This window comes from Nocardia sp. CA-084685, from assembly GCF_050955785.1.
GTDB lineage: Bacteria > Actinomycetota > Actinomycetes > Mycobacteriales > Mycobacteriaceae > Nocardia.
On the sequence record NZ_CP192094.1, the window covers coordinates 1,949,501 to 1,968,434 of the forward strand.

The 18,934-nt window shown below is 65.3% G+C and carries 17 protein-coding genes; 10 read left to right on the forward strand and 7 right to left on the reverse strand.

The features are described from left to right. Positions 1-53: 53 nt before the first annotated feature. Entirely contained in the window at positions 54-2,522 is a 2,469-nt protein-coding gene (locus ACQP2U_RS08575) for a phosphoketolase family protein (protein ID WP_433714176.1), read from the reverse strand. A 271-nt stretch (positions 2,523-2,793) separates the two neighbouring features. Between ACQP2U_RS08575 and ACQP2U_RS08580 the strand changes: the two genes are divergently transcribed. From ACQP2U_RS08580 to ACQP2U_RS08610, 7 genes are all read left to right on the forward strand, one after another. Next, positions 2,794-3,381 (forward strand): FKBP-type peptidyl-prolyl cis-trans isomerase, encoded by a 588-nt coding sequence (locus ACQP2U_RS08580; protein WP_433714177.1) that lies wholly within the window; start codon positions 2,794-2,796, stop codon positions 3,379-3,381. A 156-nt stretch (positions 3,382-3,537) separates the two neighbouring features. After that, entirely contained in the window at positions 3,538-4,911 is a 1,374-nt protein-coding gene (gene tig, locus ACQP2U_RS08585; RefSeq protein WP_433714178.1) for a trigger factor, read from the forward strand. A gap of 276 nt (positions 4,912-5,187) precedes the next feature. Beyond that, entirely contained in the window at positions 5,188-5,772 is a 585-nt protein-coding gene (locus tag ACQP2U_RS08590) for an ATP-dependent Clp protease proteolytic subunit (RefSeq protein ID WP_397039131.1), read from the forward strand. Between the two features lie 43 nt (positions 5,773-5,815). Continuing rightward, a complete protein-coding gene (locus ACQP2U_RS08595) occupies positions 5,816-6,484 on the forward strand; it encodes an ATP-dependent Clp protease proteolytic subunit (RefSeq protein WP_397039134.1) in 669 nt (222 codons plus the stop codon). Between the two features lie 430 nt (positions 6,485-6,914). Then, positions 6,915-8,195, forward strand: coding sequence for an ATP-dependent Clp protease ATP-binding subunit ClpX (gene clpX / locus ACQP2U_RS08600; RefSeq protein WP_040687684.1), 1,281 nt, complete (start codon positions 6,915-6,917; stop codon positions 8,193-8,195). A 25-nt stretch (positions 8,196-8,220) separates the two neighbouring features. Then, on the forward strand, positions 8,221-8,544 hold the full coding sequence (locus ACQP2U_RS08605) for a hypothetical protein (protein ID WP_433714179.1): 324 nt from the start codon (positions 8,221-8,223) through the stop codon (positions 8,542-8,544). 184 nt (positions 8,545-8,728) lie between these two features. After that, entirely contained in the window at positions 8,729-9,127 is a 399-nt protein-coding gene (locus ACQP2U_RS08610; protein ID WP_397039141.1) for an STAS domain-containing protein, read from the forward strand. Between the two features lie 60 nt (positions 9,128-9,187). On the opposite strand, the gene ACQP2U_RS08615 is transcribed toward ACQP2U_RS08610, so the two are convergent. Continuing rightward, complete coding sequence (locus ACQP2U_RS08615; protein WP_433714180.1) at positions 9,188-9,565, reverse strand: nuclear transport factor 2 family protein; 378 nt, start codon at positions 9,563-9,565, stop codon at positions 9,188-9,190. Between the two features lie 642 nt (positions 9,566-10,207). On the opposite strand from ACQP2U_RS08615, the gene mihF reads away from it, so the two are divergent. Next, positions 10,208-10,522 carry an integration host factor, actinobacterial type gene (mihF, locus tag ACQP2U_RS08620; protein ID WP_040687687.1) on the forward strand — a complete coding sequence of 105 codons (315 nt, stop codon included), beginning with the start codon at positions 10,208-10,210 and terminating at the stop codon, positions 10,520-10,522. 57 nt (positions 10,523-10,579) lie between these two features. Then, the gene (locus tag ACQP2U_RS08625) at positions 10,580-10,990 is read left to right on the forward strand and encodes an NUDIX domain-containing protein (protein ID WP_397039145.1); all 411 of its coding nucleotides are present in this window, start codon (positions 10,580-10,582) and stop codon (positions 10,988-10,990) included. 61 nt (positions 10,991-11,051) lie between these two features. Here the strand turns inward: ACQP2U_RS08625 and ACQP2U_RS08630 are convergent, their stop codons facing one another. The 3 genes from ACQP2U_RS08630 to ACQP2U_RS08640 all read right to left on the reverse strand — a co-directional run bounded on the left by ACQP2U_RS08630 (position 11,052) and on the right by ACQP2U_RS08640 (position 14,808). Beyond that, complete coding sequence (locus ACQP2U_RS08630; RefSeq protein WP_433714181.1) at positions 11,052-11,585, reverse strand: hypothetical protein; 534 nt, start codon at positions 11,583-11,585, stop codon at positions 11,052-11,054. A 68-nt stretch (positions 11,586-11,653) separates the two neighbouring features. After that, positions 11,654-12,487 (reverse strand): formate dehydrogenase accessory sulfurtransferase FdhD, encoded by an 834-nt coding sequence (gene fdhD, locus ACQP2U_RS08635; RefSeq protein WP_433714182.1) that lies wholly within the window; start codon positions 12,485-12,487, stop codon positions 11,654-11,656. After that, complete coding sequence (locus ACQP2U_RS08640) at positions 12,484-14,808, reverse strand: FdhF/YdeP family oxidoreductase (protein ID WP_433714183.1); 2,325 nt, start codon at positions 14,806-14,808, stop codon at positions 12,484-12,486. The genes fdhD and ACQP2U_RS08640 overlap by 4 nt, the downstream gene beginning before the upstream one ends. 900 nt (positions 14,809-15,708) lie before the next feature. On the opposite strand from ACQP2U_RS08640, the gene ACQP2U_RS08645 reads away from it, so the two are divergent. Beyond that, the gene (locus ACQP2U_RS08645; protein ID WP_433714184.1) at positions 15,709-16,362 is read left to right on the forward strand and encodes a hypothetical protein; all 654 of its coding nucleotides are present in this window, start codon (positions 15,709-15,711) and stop codon (positions 16,360-16,362) included. A 53-nt stretch (positions 16,363-16,415) separates the two neighbouring features. Here ACQP2U_RS08645 and ACQP2U_RS08650 read toward each other — a convergent pair whose 3' ends face one another. Beyond that, entirely contained in the window at positions 16,416-17,687 is a 1,272-nt protein-coding gene (locus ACQP2U_RS08650) for an FHA domain-containing protein (RefSeq protein ID WP_433714185.1), read from the reverse strand. 412 nt (positions 17,688-18,099) lie between these two features. After that, the gene (locus tag ACQP2U_RS08655) at positions 18,100-18,930 is read right to left on the reverse strand and encodes an SDR family oxidoreductase (protein WP_433714186.1); all 831 of its coding nucleotides are present in this window, start codon (positions 18,928-18,930) and stop codon (positions 18,100-18,102) included. Between the last annotated feature and the right edge of the window lie 4 nt (positions 18,931-18,934).

The window sequence follows — 18,934 nt, forward strand, 5'->3', positions numbered from 1 at the left end:
TTGCGATCGTCGCCGAGCCGCACACCGCACGCAAGGAAGTTTCGCGGGCCTTGTCAGAGGCTGAGGTTCGGCCAGGACCAGTTCGCGACGGCCGGAATATCCTCGCCGTGCTCGCGAGTCCAGGCGCGGGCATTCCACCGCAGGTCGACCATCTCCTGTCGAAGGCCCGCCGCCTTCTCCCGCAGGGTCGGAACCCGGTCGATCACATCCATGACCAGGTGATACCGGTCCAGATCGTTGAGCATAACCATATCGAAAGGTGTTGTCGTGGTGCCCTTTTCCTTGTATCCGCGCACATGCAGCTCACCGTGGTTGGCGCGTCGGTAGGTGAGTCGATGGATCAGCCACGGGTACCCGTGGAATGCGAAGATCACCGGACGGTCCCGAGTGAACAGCGAGTCGAACTCGCTGTCGGACAGGCCATGTGGATGTTCGTCGGATGGTTGCAGCCGCATCAGGTCGACCACATTCACCACCCGCAGACGCAGTTGCGGCAGACGTGCGCGCAGAATCGCCGCCGCCGCAAGTGTTTCCAGCGTCGGCACATCCCCGGCGCAGGCGAGCACGACATCGGGCGTTGTGCCCGGATCGTCGTTCTGTCCGGCCCAGCCCCAGATTCCGGCACCGCGCGCGCAGTGCACGGCGGCGTTGGAGACCGAAAGCCAATCGGCCTGCGGCTGTTTCCCGGCGACCACCACATTGACGTAATGCCGCGAGCGCAGACAGTGATCGTAGGTCGACAGCAGCGTATTCGCGTCCGGCGGCAGATAAACCCGCACGATCGATGGCTTCTTGTTCAGCACCACATCGAGGAAGCCCGGATCCTGATGGGTGAAGCCATTGTGGTCCTGACGCCAAACATGGGATGACAGTAGGTAATTCAGGCTAGCGATGGGTCGCCGCCAGGGTACCGCCGCACTCGCGTCCAGCCATTTGGCGTGCTGGTTGAACATCGCGTCGATGATGTGGATGAATGCCTCGTAGCAGGTGAACACCCCGTGCCTGCCGGTCAGCAGATAGCCCTCGAGCAGCCCCTGGCACATATGCTCGGACAGCACCTCGATCACCCGCCCGGTGCGGTCGAGATCGACATCGAATTCGCCGATTTCGGCCTGCCAGTTGCGCCCGGTGACCTGCAGAATGTCCTGTAGCCGATTGCTGGCCAATTCGTCTGGCGCGAAGGTCAGGAAGTTGTCCGGATTGCGTGCGGTGACATCGCGTAGCCACGTGCCGAGCACCCGGGTCGCCTCGTGCTGGGTCGCTCCCGGCTCGCGCACCTCGACGCCGTAGGACCGCCAATCGGGCAGCCGCAGATCACGAACCAGCGTGCCTCCGTTGGTAATCGGATTGGCGCTTATGCGTCGATTGCCATCGGGCACCAAGTCGAGCAACGCCGACACCGGCTTGCCCAACTCATCGAAGAGCTGCTCCGGCTGATAGGAGCGCAACCACTGTTCGAGCACCGTCCGGTGCCTGTCATCGGTGCGCGCACCCGCCAACGGCACCTGATGCGCTCGGAAGGTGCCCTCGACCGGGTCGCCGTCGACCACCGGCGGGCAGGTCCATCCCTTCGGTGTGCGCAGCACGATCATCGGCCAGTTCGGGCGCACCCCATCGGTCCCCGAGCGGGCGGCGCGCTGAATTTCCGCGATGCGATCCAGGGCGGTGTCCACGGCGGTGGCCATCTCCTGGTGCACGGCCGCGGGATCGCTGCCCGCGACGACTATCGGCTCGTAGCCGTATCCGCGCATCAGCTGCAGCAATTCCGATTCCGGAATGCGAGCCAGAATGGTGGGATTGGCGATCTTGTACTGGTTCAACGCGAGAATCGGGAGCACCGCGCCGTCGCGCACCGGGCTGAGGAATTTATTGGCGTGCCAACTGGTGGCCAGCGGCCCCGTCTCCGCCTCACCGTCGCCGACGACGCAGAACACCGTCAGATCCGGATTATCCAGCGCCGCGCCGAACGCGTGCAGTAACGAATAGCCGAGCTCGCCGCCCTCGTGGAAGGAACCCGGTGTCTCCGGCGCACAGTGACTCGGTACCCCACCCGGGAAGGAGAACTGGGCGAACAACGCGCCCATCCCGGTCTCGTCCTGGGGCACATGGCTGTACAGCTCGGAGTAGGTCCCCTCCAGCCACGCACAGGCATTCGGCCCCGGCCCGCCGTGTCCGGGCCCGGCCACGAAGACCGCATCGAGGTCTCGCTGACGAATCGCCCGATTGGCGTGCACCCAGACCAGATTCAGGCCGGGCACGGTGCCGAAGTGCCCGAGCAGGCGCGGTTTGATGTGTTCGGCCCGCAGCGGTTCGCGCAGCAGGGGATTGCTCATCAGATAGATCTGGCCGACCGCCAGATAGTTCGCGGCCCGCCACCACGCGTCGAGCGATTCCAGCTCCGGGCGATCGAGCGGTCCCGCCACCTCCGCGAGCCGATACGGTTGCGGCGCGACGGTCGTACCGCCGCTGCTTTCGACATTGTCGGCCGAGGTATCGCCCCCGACACTGGCCATCTGGGTCATGCGCCGACTCTCCTCACTCGGGCATCGGCGGCGGCACCTGGAGGGACCGCCGGTTACCGGGTCCTGCACGGTTGCCGACGTTGGATTGATAACGCCGGATGGAGAATTCACAGCCAGCCTACCCACGTGCGCCCGTGTCAATCGGTTCTCACGGTCTCGCGTCGCGGCGGCGGCGTCTGGTGCCGGAAGTCACCTGATCGGATGCCATCTGTCGTCGCGCTATCGGCGGGTGGCTGAGCTGGACGAGGCGCGGTGGATTATGGTCCGCCGCATGCAAACACTGCGCAGGATCATCGGTATCGGCACCATCGCCGCCGCGACATTCGCGCTGGCCGCCTGTGGCTCGGACGGCGATAAGGGCTCGAGCGCCAGCACCTCCGCCGCCACCTCATCGGCCGCGGCATCGGCGCAGCCCACCTTCGGTCAGCTGCCCGCGCAGAACACCGGCGCCGAATGCACCGCCGATGACATCGTGGTGGTCGGCGGTTTCGGCGTGACGCCCAAGATCACCATCCCGGACACCTGCACCCCGCCGACCCAGCTCGTCGTCAAGGATCTGGTCCCCGGCACCGGGCCCGGCGCGGTCGCCGGCCAGCCGCTCACCATGAACTACACGCTGATCACCTGGTCGGATAAGAAGAAGCTGGACAGTTCGTTCGACCGCGGCAAGCCCTTCCAGCTGACCCTCGGTGCCGGACAGGTCATTCCGGGTTGGGAGCAGGGGCTGGTCGGCGTGCAGGCCGGTGCGCGGCGGCTGCTGATCATCCCGCCGAATCTCGGTTACGGCGCGGGCGGCAATGGCATCAAGCCCAACGAAACGCTGGTCTTCGTCACCGACGCGGTCGCTGTCGGCAAGTAATCGCGCCGCGGCGGTGCTGCCTGCAGCCCGTCGCGACGGGTCAACTAACCTGGTCGAGATACGCACGTTAAGCCGTGCGCCGATTTCGCTCGTGATAACCCCCAGCAAGTCGGCCACAAGCAAGTCGACCAGAACCAACGAACAAGGAGCATGTCCGTGAAGAGCACCGTCGAGCAGCTGAGCCCGACCCGGGTCCGGATCAACGTCGAGGTGCCTTTCGAGGAGCTGAAGCCGGACTTCGACAAGGCCTACAAGGCGCTGGCGAACCAGGTTCGCATCCCCGGCTTCCGTCCGGGCAAGGCCCCGGCCAAGCTCATCGAGGCCCGCCTGGGCCGCGGCGCGATCCTCGAGCAGGTCGTCAACGATGTGCTGCCCGGCCGCTACAGCGAGGCCGTCACCACCTCTGAGGTCAAGGTTATCGGTCAGCCCGAGATCGAGATCACCAAGATCGAGGACGGCCAGGAGTTGGCGTTCACGGCCGAGGTCGACGTGCGTCCGGAGATCGCGCTGCCTGCCTACGACGGCATCGAGGTGACCGTCGATTCGTTCACCATCGGCGACGAGGACATCGAGGAGCAGCTGCACTCGCTGCGTCAGCGCTTCGGCACCCTGACCGGTGTCGAGCGTCCGGTCCAGAACGGTGACTTCGTCTCCATCGATCTCTCGGCCACCGTCGACGGCGAGGACGTACCGGAGGCGGCCACCACCGGCCTGTCCCACGAGGTCGGCTCCGGACAGCTGATCGAGGGCCTGGACGAGGCGCTGATCGGTCTTTCGGTCGATGAGTCCAAGGAGTTCACCTCGACGCTGGTCGCCGGCGAGCACGCGGGCAAGGAGGCGGTCATCACCGTCACCGTGCGTTCGGTCAAGGAGCGCGAGCTGCCCGAGGCCGATGACGAGTTCGCCCAGCTGGCCAGCGAATTCGACACCCTCGACGAACTGAAGGAAGACCTGCGTAACCGGGTCGAGCGCGTCAAGAAGGTCGAGCAGGCCGGTCAGATCCGCGACAAGGTGCTCGAGACCCTGCTCGAGCAGGTCGAGGTGCCGTTGCCGGAGGCAGTCGTGCAGGCTGAGATCGACGCCGTGGTGCACGATGCGGTGCACGGCTTCGATCACGACGAGGCCAAACTCGCCGAGGCACTCGAGGCCCAGGGCTCGAGCCGCGAGGAGTTCGACAAGGACACCAAGGAGTCCGCCGAGAAGTCGGTGAAGACCCAGCTGCTGCTGGATGCCATCGCCGAGGCGGACAACACCCAGGTCGGCCAGGAGGAACTCACCGAGCGGATCCTGTTCCAGGCGCAGCGCTACGGCCTTTCGCCCGAACAGTTCATCCAGCAGGTGCAGCAGGCGGGCCAGCTCGGCGCGGTTTTCGCGGATGTGCGTCGCGGCAAGGCGCTGGCCGGTGTGGTCGGCAAGGTGAAGGTCACCGACTCCGACGGCAACACCGTCGATACCGCCGAAATGTTCGGTGGCCCTGAGGATTCGGAGTCCGACGGTACCGAAGAGACCACCGCCGCGAGCGCCGAATAATTCCATGGAAGGCAGCGCGACGCGGACCTGTGTGGTTGGGTGATTGCGCCGTGAGCGAGCGTAGCGAGTGAACCGAAAACACAGCGCGCCCTCGCGCAGAGTTCGGCCGCGCCCTAGCGAGGTTGCGCTCTAAGCGAAGACGGGCGGTACCGGGAGTTCGGTGCCGCCCGGCTTCGTTAATGTTTGTGACAGCGAACCAGTGATGGCTGTGTAGCAATCAGAGCCGGTGAGAAGAGAAGGCAGGTATCCGTGACAATGAATAAGGCAGGGGTCGTCATGACATCCCCCACTGCTGGTCTCAACCTCAGTGATTCGGTTTACGAGCGCCTGCTGCGTGAGCGCATCATCTTCCTCGGCACCCAGGTCGACGACGACATCGCCAACAAGCTGTGCGCGCAGATCCTGCTGCTGTCGGCGGAGGATCCGACCAAGGACATCTCGCTCTACATCAACTCGCCCGGTGGTTCGGTCACTGCGGGTATGGCCATCTACGACACGATGCAGTTCGCCGAGTGCGATATCGCCACCTACGGCATGGGCCTGGCCGCATCGATGGGGCAGTTCCTGCTCACCGCGGGCACCAAGGGCAAGCGGTACGCCCTGCCGCACGCTCGCATCATGATGCACCAGCCGTCGGCGGGCATCGGTGGTTCCGCGGCCGATATCGCGATCATGGCCGAACAGTTCGCACACACCAAGCGGGAGCTGAACGAGCTGCAGGCGATGCACACCGGTAAATCCATCGAGCAGGTCACCGCCGACGCCGACCGCGACCGCTGGTTCACGGCGAAGCAGGCTCTCGAGTACGGCTTCATCGACCACGTGATCAGCCACGCGGATCAGGCCAACGGCGCGAAGTAAGTCGGCGCCGCAACCGCTCACCCACCCAGACTTGGAGACGAAGATGGCCAATCTGTTCGACCCGCGCGCCGGCCTCGGCGGCACCGCTCCGGCGGGCCCGCAGTCGCGCTATATCCTGCCCTCGTTCATCGAGCATTCGAGCTTCGGTGTCAAGGAGTCCAACCCGTACAACAAGCTGTTCGAGGAGCGCATCATCTTCCTCGGCGTGCAGGTCGACGACGCCTCGGCGAACGACATCATGGCGCAGCTGCTGGTGCTGGAGTCGCTTGATCCCGATCGCGATATCACCATGTACATCAACTCGCCCGGTGGTTCGTTCACCTCGTTGATGGCGATCTACGACACCATGCAGTACGTGCGTGCCGATGTGGCCACCGTGTGCCTGGGTCAGGCCGCTTCCGCCGCGGCCGTGCTGCTCGCCGCCGGTACCCCCGGCAAGCGCGCCTGCCTGCCCAACGCCCGCGTGCTGATCCATCAGCCGTCGCTCGAGGGGGGCATCCAGGGGCAGGTTTCGGACCTGGAGATCCAGGCCGCCGAGATCGAGCGCATGCGTCGCCTGATGGAGACCACCCTGGCGCGCCACACCGGTAGGGATGCGGACACCATCCGCAAGGACACCGACCGCGACAAGATCCTGACGGCCGAGGAGGCCAAGGAATACGGCATCATCGACACGGTCTTCGACTACCGCAAGCTCAGCGCCCAGAAGTAAGGCCGCGGCGCCGGGTGCGGCGCGCTGATCGCTCGTAAGTTGCTCTATGTCAGGAAAATCCGGCCGGGCCGCATGCCGCTCGGCATGTGCCCCGGCCGGACTGCTTCGCCGAAAGCCGACCGGCCGGAAGGGTGTCGGGCGGAAGGGTTTCCGAGGCGGGCGGCCAGGAGTGTCGGATGGCCGTCGATCGGGGTGGAACGTGTTTCATAGTGGTAAGAACTCGGACGACCCCCGTGAGAAACATGCTCGAGTTGTCGACCTCCGTCGCACACACCGGGTACGGTCGACCTAGGGACCTTTGCTCCCGGTTGACGGCAGTGCTCGAACCGTCGGAATCGCTCGAGGTGTTCGTGATTACACCCGAGGGTGGCGGATTGCTGGCAACCTGGATAGACGGTTGCACGCGGACAAGGAAGTAGGGACCCACGAGATGGCGCGCATCGGAGATGGCGGCGATCTGCTGAAGTGCTCGTTCTGCGGAAAGAGCCAGAAGCAGGTCAAGAAGCTCATTGCGGGACCAGGGGTGTACATCTGCGACGAGTGCATCGATCTATGCAACGAGATCATCGAGGAAGAGCTGGCCGAGTCCAGCGAGGTCAAACTCGATGAGCTGCCCAAGCCCGCCGAGATCCGGGACTTCCTGGAGAACTACGTGATCGGGCAGGACACCGCCAAGCGCACCCTGGCGGTGGCCGTCTACAACCACTACAAGCGCATCCAGGCGGGCGACAAGGGGCGCGACAGCCGCGGCGAGACCGTCGAACTGGCCAAGTCCAATATCCTCATGCTCGGCCCCACCGGTTGCGGCAAGACCTACCTGGCGCAGACGCTGGCCAAGATGCTCAACGTCCCGTTCGCCATCGCCGACGCGACGGCGCTGACCGAGGCCGGATATGTCGGTGAGGATGTCGAGAACATCCTGCTGAAGCTGATTCAGGCCGCGGACTACGACGTCAAGCGCGCCGAGACCGGGATCATCTACATAGATGAGGTCGACAAGATCGCCCGCAAGAGCGAGAACCCGTCGATCACCCGCGATGTCTCCGGTGAGGGTGTGCAGCAGGCGCTGTTGAAGATCCTGGAGGGTACGCAGGCGAGTGTGCCGCCGCAGGGTGGGCGCAAGCATCCGCACCAGGAATTCATCCAGATCGACACGACCAACGTGCTTTTCATTGTTGCGGGTGCGTTCGCGGGGCTGGAGAAGATCATCTCCGATCGCACCGGACACCGCGGCATCGGCTTCGGCGCCGAGGTGCGCTCCAAGGCCGAGATCGATACCGATGACCACTTCGCCGAGGTAATGCCGGAGGATCTGATCAAATTCGGTCTGATCCCCGAGTTCATCGGTCGCCTCCCGGTCGTCGCCTCGGTGACGAATCTGGATAAGGAGTCGTTGGTCAAGATCCTCTCCGAGCCGAAGAACGCGCTGGTGAAGCAGTACGTTCGGCTGTTCGAGATGGACGGCGTAGACCTGGAATTCACCGATGACGCGCTGGAGGCCATCGCCGATCAGGCGATTCTGCGCGGCACCGGTGCTCGCGGTCTGCGCGCCATCATGGAGGAGGTCCTGCAGCTGGCGATGTTCGATATCCCCAGCCGCGACGACGTCGCCAAGGTGGTCGTGAACGCCGACACCGTCAACGACAATGTGCTGCCGACCATCGTGCCGCGCAAGGCACAGCGCGCCGAGCGTCGGGAGAAGTCGGCGTAAGCATTTCGCGAACCGGGTCAGACGAATGCAACCGCAACCTCCGTTGCTTCCGGCTGGCCCGGGCACGCTGCTGGATGCCGCCGCGATCCTCAACGGTACTGTCGATATGCGTACGTACCAGCGCAAGTACCTCGTGGTTTACGCCGAGACCCCTAGGGAGTCCGCGAGGATCGCAAATACGGCGATCCCCGATTACCAGGGCATCCTCTCGCTCGTGACGACCTGTGTCGAATGGCTGGATGAGCATTTCGGGTGGGAGCTGGTGAACGTCTTCACGCGGGAGTGCCAGGGGGATTACCTGCAGTGGCACTGCTACTACGCGATGTTGCGGCGATCTCGTTCGAGCTAGTTCGATGTGTATCGGCTTGCCGGCTTGGGTACTCGTAGGGCACGGTTGAGCAACCAGCCCAGTCCTGATCCTGGATGATCGGGGCGAAAAGTCTCCCGCCGGCAAGGCGTCTGCCCGGCGGATTCGACGGACCGAGGTCCTCATGTCGACAGTTCTAGTTTCCTCAGATCAACCCCTCGCTGCCGTGGACGGATCCGGACCCGAGCGGTCTGCCGATCGTCTGTGCGTCGTCGTCTCACCGCCGGTGGATTCGGTCACCTTGTGTGCCGTCGGCGGCGAAATGGATTACCTGACGGCCGAGGCCTTCCGGCAGTCCCTGCTGGAAGCGTTACCGACGGCGGGCGCGGTGGTCGTTATCGATCTATCGCGGGTGACGTTCTTCGGCGTCGCCGGACTGCGGGTGTTGATGGAGGCCCGATCCTGGCTCGGCCACAGCGGTCGGCGACTCCAGTTGATCACGGGCCCGCGCTGCGTGGATCGGCTACTCGAGGTCGCGGGTCATGCCGCGGTCTTCGATGTCGTCCCGAGCCTGGCCGCAGTTGCGCGGCCGAAACCGCTCGAGTTGGCTCGCGCGAGCGCCTGATAACCGAAACCGCGGGTGCGGCAGCCGAATCTGGCTGCCGCACCCGCGGTCTGTACGGAGTCAGGGCGCTTCGTTGCGCATGTCGTCTTGGCTCCAGTAGGCACGCATGGCGACGATCTTGCCCTCGTCGTCGAAATCCATCGCATCGATGGGCGAGAGTATGAGGCGCTGATCACCGAACTTGGTGACGAGGGTGAACATGAAGGCGGCGTGGTTGCCCGCGATACGAACCGAATCCGCGTGCAGCTGCGTTTCCCGATCGAGGTTCCCGATCACCTCGTAGAACTCGCGAATAGCCTCGTGGCCGCGCTTGGGTTCGGTGCCGATCGGATCCTCCACCACCGCATCGGGTGCGTAGAGATCGACGATCGCCTCGGTTGGGCCGGAACCGACCAACTTGACGTACTGCTCGATCACGTCGCGGATCTTGGCTGCCATGGAAACCTCTCACGAATTGAAACGTGTTCTAATTCGGAGCGTAGCAGTGTCCGGTGATCGCGTGGCATGGAATCCCATTGGATGGGCGGATGTACTGGCGCAGATGGCCCCCCGCGCCAGTACTCGTCGAACTGCGATGCGCACCGAACGGGTTCCCCCGTCGGCTATCTTGTTGGCGCGCTAGTGAAATGGGATACGGTGACGACCGCTTACCACATCGCTGTGCTGCCCGATCGCGCCCGGACTCGGAGTCTCCATTGACTCCCTGGTTCGCCATTGAACCTTCTGTCCCGCACTTTGTGCGTCTGCTTTGGGTGTCGGCATTCGCCCTCCATTTGTTACCGCCACCACAGCCTTTTCTGGACCCGAAGCCGATGTGCTCGGCCCGGTCCGATCGCTGTGTATGAAGAGGTAACCGGCAACCTCGCTGATCCCCGCCGAGGTGGTCGTGGTCGGAATCCTTTTGTCCCTTTCGCCTGGTCCGGGTGGGTCTCGAGCCCGGTGGGGCGGGGGTGGTTCAGAAAACTTGTCGCTATTTCTCGCTGTTGGAACGCGGTGTGTCGAGCTTGTGTGGTGCTCATCGTGCTGTTTACTCGGTCCGGTCAACCAGATGTTCGAGTGACGAGTGAAAGCGGAGGAGACATGGCACTGCCTACCATGACCGCGGAACAGCGCACTGAGGCGTTGGCCAAGGCGGCTGCGGTCCGCAAGGCGCGCTCCGAACTTATCGGCAAGGTAAAGGCCGGCAAGGTTTCGGTCGCCGACCTGTTGAAGAAGGCGGACAGCGACGACCTGGTCAAGAAGACGAAGGTCGCTGCCGTGATCAAGGCGCTGCCCGGGGTCGGACCGGTCAAGGCGGCCAAGTTGATGGACCAGGCGGAAATTCCCGAGGACCGCCGCATCGGTGGACTCGGCGCCCGCCAGCGCGCGGCGTTGCTCGAAGCGCTGAAGGACTGACACGTCGTCCGTAGCGATTGATTGCTTGCAGGTCGGTTCGAAAGGGTCAGCCGGACCATGATCGGGGAACGAATGCTCACGTCGGTGGCGTGGCTGTGCGTCGAGAACGGCCGCTTGCTCGCGGTCCGGACCGAGGGGCGCGACGCTTTCTATCTGCCGGGCGGCAAGCCCGAACCCGGAGAAACCCTGGCGGGAGCGCTCGTTCGGGAGGTTCGCGAGGAAGTCGGGGTCGAATTGGAGGCACACCGGATCACGCCCGTGGTCACCATTACGGCCCCTGCCCACGGGCGTCCCGGAACGCTGGTCGAGATGCACTGCTTCCGCGCACCCGGTCACGGCACGCCGGCTCCGGCGGCGGAGATCGCCGAGATGGCATGGCTCGGGCCGGACGACGGACACCTGTGCGCGCCGGCCGTTGTGCAGGCCCTCAACCATTTGACCGAGGTTGGCGGGTGGCACGCGGCCTGAACGCTACTTCGCACGGAGAACGCCCCACAGCATGCTGTGGGGCGTTACTGTTTTCGGCGCTCTAGCGGTTCGTACGGCGGCGGGGGCGTTGGAAGGTGATCGGGGCCGGATCGCGCAATTGCGGCCCGCGCGGGGTGACCAGGATCAGGGCCAGACCGAGGGCGACGATCAATGCCGCACCGATGACGCTGAGGGTGAAACTGGCTCCGCCCATGTCGGCGGGTTTGTGGAAGGCGTGATAGATCAGATGTGGCACGCCGAAAACCAGCCAGCCGAGGCCCGCTACCTGGGCAAGTGCGCTGCCGCCGAGGAATAGCGCGGCCAGTGTCACCGCGGTCAGCGCGAGGAAGAACGAGCCGACATCGGAGGCGAGATGGTGGTTGTACGGGCCGTCCGCGGAGATCCACTGCATGCCGAATCCAGGGAAGCTGGTGTACCAGGAGTGCGGCGCGACGACCGCCCACAGTCCGACGACCGCGCCCTGAAATGCCAATACCCCCAAGATGATTCGCACCGCGAGCCAGCGATTGCGCTGCTGTTGGAACCGCATCCGCACACGCAGTCCGCCGGATTTGCCGTCTACCGTGATCCGCATCGGTCTCTCCGTTCATCGCCGAACCAGGGATCTGGTGCTGCAACCGTAAGTCGGACCTCGGGTCACGATCAATAGGCGGCGACCTCGTCGGTGATGGTCAGTCGGTCGGAGCGGGAGTAGATGTTCATGGTGTCTCCGCGCAGGAAGCCGACCAGGGTGAGGCCGGATTCCGCGGCCAGATCGATGGCCAATGAGCTGGGGGCCGAGACGGCGCCGAGCATCGGGATGCCCGCCATCACGGCCTTCTGGACCAGTTCGAAGGAGGCCCGGCCGCTGACGATGAGGACGAGATCATGTGCGGGGATTTGGTTTTCGAGTATCGCCCAGCCGAGTACCTTGTCGACGGCGTTGTGTCGGCCGATATCCTCGCGCACGGCGAGTGCGGTGCCGTCGGGCGTGAACAGTCCCGCGGCGTGCAGTCCGCCGGTGGCATCGAAAACCCTTTGATAGGTGCGCAATTGGTCCGGCATGGCGGCGAGGGTCTCGGTGTCGACGGTGATCGAGGTGGTCGGCAGCGGGAATCTGGTGCGGGTGCGGACCTCGTCGAGTGCGGTCTTACCGCAGAGTCCGCATGCGCCCGTGGTGAGGAAGTTGCGGCCGTGCACCGGGATCGGCGTGCGCAGGTGGATATCGAGGACGTTGTAGGTGTTATGCCCGTTTTCGTCGGTACCCGCACAATAGCGGGCACTCACCACATCCTCGGCGGCTTGAATGATGCCCTCGCCCAAGAGGAATCCGTGCACCAGCTCGATATCGCTGCCCGGGGTGCGCATGGTGACGGTGAGCGATTGGCCGTCGAGGCGCAGCTCCAGTGGCTCTTCTACCGCAACGGAGTCCGGGCGTTCGATTACGCCGTTGGGTGAGATGCGACGCGTCTTGCGTCGCGCGGTCACTCTGCTCACGACTGCGCCTCGCTGGCGCTCAACCCCACATGAACGTGCGGCTCCACCCGGATGGTCACGGCTTTGGAAACCGGTGTATTCGATCGTGCCGCAACGTGGTCCAGCGGAACCAGGGGATTGGTCTCGGGATAGTAGGCGGCGGCATTGCCGCGCGGGGTCGAGAATTCGACGATGCGGAAGCCGGTCACTTTGCGTTCGGTTCCGTCGGTCCATTCGGAGACCAGATCCACCAGATCGCCGTCCACGAAACCGAATTCGGTGATGTCATCGATATGCATCAGGATCACCTTGCGGCCGCCGTGCACACCGCGGTAGCGGTCGTCCAGGCCGTAGATGGTGGTGTTGTACTGGTCGTGGCTGCGCAAGGTCTGCAGGATCAACCGGCCCTCGGGGACCGGCACCCAAGTCAATTCGTTCACCGCGAAATTGGCTTTGCCGGTTGCGGTACGGAATTCGCGGGAGTCGCGCGGTGGATGCGGCAGTACGAAGCCGTTGCGATCGCGCACCCGCTTGTTGTAGTCGTCGCAGCCCGGGACGACACGGGCGATCGCATCGCGGATCTTGTCGTAGTCCTGCTGATATTGCGCCCACGGCACCGGGTGATCGGCGCCGAACAGCGCCTGTGCGAGTTCGCAGACGATGGCGACCTCGCTGCGTAGGTGCTCGCTGACCGGCTTCAGTCGACCGGTGGAAAGGTGCACCATCGACATCGAATCTTCCACCGACACTTGCTGTTTCGTGCCATTCCGCAGGTCGAGATCGGTGCGGCCGAGGGTGGGCAGGATGAGTGCGGTCGTGCCGTGTACGACGTGGCTGCGGTTCAGCTTGGTGGAGACGTGCACGGTCAGCGCGCAACTGCGCAGCGCGGCCTCGGTCACTCCGGTATCCGGGGTGGCGGAGACGAAATTGCCGCCCATGCCGAAGAACACCCGCGCCGTGCCCGCGCGCATGGCGCGGATGGCATCGACGGTGTCGTAGCCGTGTTCGCGTGGGCTGGTGATGCCGAATTCGCGGTCGAGTGCGTCGAGGAAGGCCTCTGGCATCTTCTCCCAGATGCCCATGGTGCGGTCGCCCTGGACGTTGGAGTGGCCGCGCACCGGGCAGACGCCAGCGCCGGGCTTGCCGATCATGCCGCGCAGCAACAGCAGGTTGGTCGCCTCCTCGATGGTGGCGACGCCGTGCTTGTGCTGGGTCAGGCCCATTGCCCAGCAGATGATGACGTTCTTGGATTCGGCCAGCAATGTTGCGGTGCGGTATAAATCGTCGTCGGTTAGTCCGGTTGCCGCACGTACAGTCGCGAGATCGACCGCGCGCATGTTCTTTTCGTATTCGGCGAAGCCCGCGCAATGCGCGTCGACGAACTCGCGGTCGACCACCGTGCCCGGTGCACGGTCCTCGGCCTCGAAAAGCAGTTTGCCCAGGCCCTGGAAAAGCGCCATATCGCCGCCGAGCCGGATCTGCAGGAAGTCGTCGGCAATGGCGACACCGCTGGTTAAACCCTTGACCGTCTGTGGGTCGCGGAAGCCGAGCAGTCCGGTCTCCGGCAGCGGGTTGACCGCGATGACCTTGGCGCCGCCCGCCTTCGCATCCGCCAGCGCGCTGAGCATGCGTGGATGGTTGGTGCCCGGATTCTGGCCCGCGACAATGATCAGATCGGCCTTGCCGAAGTCGTCGATCGAGACCGAACCCTTGCCGATGCCGATGGATTCGGTCAGCGCGGCGCCGGAGGATTCGTGGCACATGTTCGAACAGTCCGGCAGATTGTTGGTGCCGAAGCTGCGGACCAGCAATTGGTAGAGGAATGCGGTCTCGTTGGCGGTGCGGCCCGAAGTGTAGAACACCGCCTCATCGGGGGAGTTCAGCGCCCGCAGGTGCTCGACGATGAGTTGGTAGGCATCATCCCACTCGATGGGCGCGTAATGGGTCGCGCCGGGTCGCAACACCATAGGATGAGTGAGGCGGCCCTGCTGGCCGAGCCAATAACCGGATTTGCTCGCCAATTCCTCGATCGAGTGCCGCGCGAAGAATTCGGGCGTGACGGTGCGCAGCGTCGCCTCCTCGGCGACGGCCTTGGCGCCGTTCTCACAGAACTCGGCAGGGCGGCGATGCCCCGTCGGCTCCGGCCACGCACAACCGGGGCAGTCGAAGCCGTGCACCTGGTTGAGGCGGGCCAGTGTGCGCGCGGTGCGCAGCACACCCATCTCCTCGACCCCGCGCTTGAGCGCAACGGCCACGGCCGTCACACCCGCGGCCTGCTCCTTCGGCTGGGTGACGGTCAGTTCGGACTCGTCGATGTCCTGTGTCGGGCCATTGCGGTGCATGCCGATATTGTCCTCTCCCCACGAAGTTTGTCGCGGACCTACCCGTTTGTCCTGATTCCGGACGCTCGCGCCGCGGTAGTGGGACGGGTACCACCCGGTTCGGATCGTATGCACTTATGGCCGCTCCGGCAGGGTTTGCGCACTGCCGGGTACGCGGTGATGCTGTCTGGTAGCCAGTTGTTTTCGCTGGGTTCGGGCTCGGCGAGAAGGCTCCGCGCCGGCAGGTGCTGGCCTACCATATCTACTGATCAAATCGCTGATCTGAGGCATGGGCGATGGGGACGCTGGCGGCAATTCCGACGCGTGCCGGCGGGGAGCGTCGGCACGCGGTGTCTCGGCGCGTTCGGTGGGGGACTTCCTGTTCCGCCGCGCTCTTGGTCGCGGTGGTGCCGGTCGGGTTCGGCAGGGTAGCGGCCTTCGGGGTTCCGGCCTCGGAAGAGGCTACTTCATCGGTGGTTTCGCCATCGCCTGCGCCCGGGCACCACGGGTCGGGGGACCGGGATGGGGCCGTGGTGCAATCCAGCACCGCGGTACCGGGTGACAACTCGGACGGTGGCGGAACCCGTGACGGTACCGGGACGCACGACGGAACCGGGACGCAGGCGACGACCAGTCGGGTGCCGACTGATCCGTGCGCCGGTCGGTCGTCGGATGGGTGCCCCGGACCGACTTCCAGTCCCGAACAATCGCGGCCGCCCGATATTGTGTTGCCGCCGATCACCATCACCTTGCCGCCGATTCCACGGCCGCCGAGCACGTCGAATCCGCAGCCGCCGATCACTTCGAACCCGCCGAGATCTGGTGCCGATCCGCGATGTTGTCAGCTTTGCTTCGCCGTGGCCGATGTTCGGGGTTGGCGCGTTGCTTGCGGTGGCTGCTTGTGCGGTTGCGGTGATCGGAGTGGGCGCGCCGACCGCCGGAGGGGATCTGGTACCCGGGACTGTCACCGTCGCCGGTGTCGATGCGACGGGACCGAATCCGATCGAGGTCGATCTGTCGGAGCCGATTCCATTGCAGGTCAACGGAATCGACGTCGACTCCGCTGCGCTCACGGTCGAGGTATTCGGTGTGCGGTTGGGTGGGGATCCGGTGCCGCTGCGGCCCGGCGGCGCGGCCACCCTGCCCGATCCGGTCAACTCACATGTGCTGGCCGGGAAATTCGACGGCGAGCTGACCCTGCTGCGCAGCGGAACGGAAATCGCCACGCAGCGAATCGAATTCCGCAGCACCCAGCGCCCGACACGCACCGCCGCAGCGGCCGCGATCGTGGTCCTCGCCCTGTTCGCCGTTGCCTACCTCGAGTCCAACACCCGCACCTTACGCCGTGGCCACGGTGGCATGGCCAACATCATCGGCCTGTCCGCGAGTTCAGCCATCCTCGCGGTCGCCGTGGCCGGTGGCGCCTGGATTCTCCACGACACTCCGCCCACCATCAGCACCCTCGCCATCACCGCCGTACTCGCCGCCGGAGCTGGCCTCGCCGCCGCATCAGCCGCACGCCGAATCGGCAAGCGCCACAGCTTGCTCCGCCGCGCACGGCGCGATAAACGTTGAAGCAGTAGCCCTGGAACGGAGGCCGGAGGCCTTTCGGTGGCGGTGTGAGCTGCTCAGGAACGGCGTCGTTTGCTGGTTGCCTCGGTTGGGTGCTTCGGGTGGGCCTCGGTGCGGTAGGTGAGGATGCGTTGGCCGATGCGGAGGCTCCAGCCCGGGTGCAGTTCGGTGGGGGTTGTGCCGATACGGGTCCATTCGTCGGCGCCAGGGGCGGCGATGAATGTGCCTGCGGGGGTTGCGGCGTCACGGACGTAGACCTTCCCGCGGTCGACCGAGACGTAGGCGTGCACCCGCGAGACGTGGCGATCGCGCGGGACCGCGAGGGGTGTGGCAGTGGCGGCACGCACCGTCTCGTCGATCATTGGGCTGCGGCCGACGACATACGGTCGGTCCAGCGGAAACGCGGAGCCATCCGCCAGAACCAGCGCGCCTACGGGCGGTCGCGCCCCGGAGTTCTCCTGATTATTCGCCTCGCCTACTGGTCGTAGCGGCCGCGGTCGTACCCCCTGCAACGCCGGAATCTTGTGCAATGCAATCGGTTCCGGCCGCGCTGCCGAACCCGCCCGCGTTCCAGCGGCGTCCTCTCGTTCCCGGGCGGGCATGGCTTGGGTGCCGATTTCCTCCGGCGCATCTGCCTGCCCGGATGCACGCGACGGTGCCGAACCACTCGGCCGCGCCTCCGATGATGCTGCGCCGAGTCGAGCAGCGGACGTCGATCTCGCGGGCCCGACCTTATCGGCCGACGCGCCGAATCCCACGCTCTGCGCCGCCGATCCCCTCGCGGATTGGCCAGAGTCCGCCGATCCGGTGGGTCCTGCCTTTTCGGTTGGCTTGTCGTGTGCGGTGGACTTGGTAGTGGATCGCTGCGCGGATTGGCCAGAGTCCACCGATCCGGTGGTTCCCGCCCTCTCGGTTGGCCCGTCGTACTCGGTGGCGGATCCTGCGGAGCGCCCCTGCTCGTTGGGGGCGGTCGACCGCGCAGCGGGGTCTCGGCTGGATTCCCCTGTCGGACGGGCAGATCCAGCCTCGCGTGTGACGCCTGGGCTTTGGGCGGAGCCTGCGGCTGGTGCCGATTCGGTCGCGGATTTTGCGGTTGGCTCGCGCAGGGCTTCGAATCCGGCCGGAGCGGTGGGCGGGGGTTCGACGGGGGAGGGATTAGCGGTGGTGCGGGCTCGGGTGTTCGCCGATTTTCCGGTGCGGCGGGCGGCTATGCGCAGGACGAAGCCGCTGCCGGCGACGATGCCGGCGCGCAGGTCGGTGCGTGGGAGTTCGTGGATCGGGAAAGCGATGTCCGCGCCGACCGCGATCCGGCGCACCGGTTCTCGCACGATTTCGTCTACCCAGGTGAACGCGCGGGCTCCGGAGAGTCGGCGGGATCCTTCCGCGCCTCGGATCTCCGCCCGCGCCGAAGCGTGCGATCAGACCATCACCTGGCGCAATCCCCACCGTCGACGCGTCATTCCGCACTCGCGCCTCCTTCCCGGCCCACTACCGGCGTCCAGCATAGAACGTACCCAGCACCCGAAACCGGCCGCCGACGAACCGCAAGCGCGCACACGCTGTGATTCTTACCGGCTTTGATCGACGAGGTGTCGTGCACCACTGAATACCAAAGACTCCCTCCCACAGATGCGGTCTTCTGCGAGCGGGCAAACCGCTGCGCGCGGACACTGCGTGAACGACCGGCGGTACGGCGGGATTCATACTGCCGGGTCGGTGCGCGATGAGCCCGGACAGGTGTCAGCCGGTGAACTCGGATGCGTGGTCTTCGAGCCAGGTTGTGAACGGCCGGGCGGGGTGGTCGGTCAGGATGGAGACGGCGTCGGTGATCGGAGTGGGGACGCCGTCGCAGCGTCGCCAATAGTCGAGCAGGCCGTCGGCGTAGCGGCCGGGGATGAATTCGGCCATCTCTTGCTTCCACGCGTCGGGGGTGACGTGGGTGATGGTTGCGGTGCGGTCGGTGACCTCGGCGATCAGGTCGATCTGCGCGGTGAACGTCAAGGTCTGCGGACCGGTGAGGGTATAGACACCGCCACGGTGGTCGGGTTTCGTGAGCAGCGCATGTGCGCACTCTGCGACGTCGAGTTCGTGGATCGGATCGGTGTAGGCATTGGGGTAGGGGAGGCTGACGGGGCGTTCGGCCTTGATCGCGAACGACCAGCCGCGGGCATTGCCGGCGAAGGCGCCGGGACGCAGCACGGAGACGGTCATCGGTGCGTCGGCCAGTCCGAGTTCGGCGTCGAGGTGGGACTTCGCGACCGGATTGGTGGTCGCAGCCGGATCGAGCACTGCGGACGAGGACAGCAGCACGATGTGATCGACTCCGGCTTCGGTTGCGGCGGAGACGAATTCGGTGATGCACTCGGGTTCGGCATACAGGAATACCGAGATGACGCCGTCGAGTGCGGCGGCGAAGGTGGCCGGGTTGCGCAGGTCGCAGGTGACGGCGGGTACTCCCGCGGGAAGCTGCTCGGGCCGGCCGGAACCGACGCGGACAGGGTGGCCGTCGGCGCGCAGCAGGGACAGGAGCTTGGTGGCGACCGCGCCGCGGCCTCCGGTAATAAGAATCATGAGA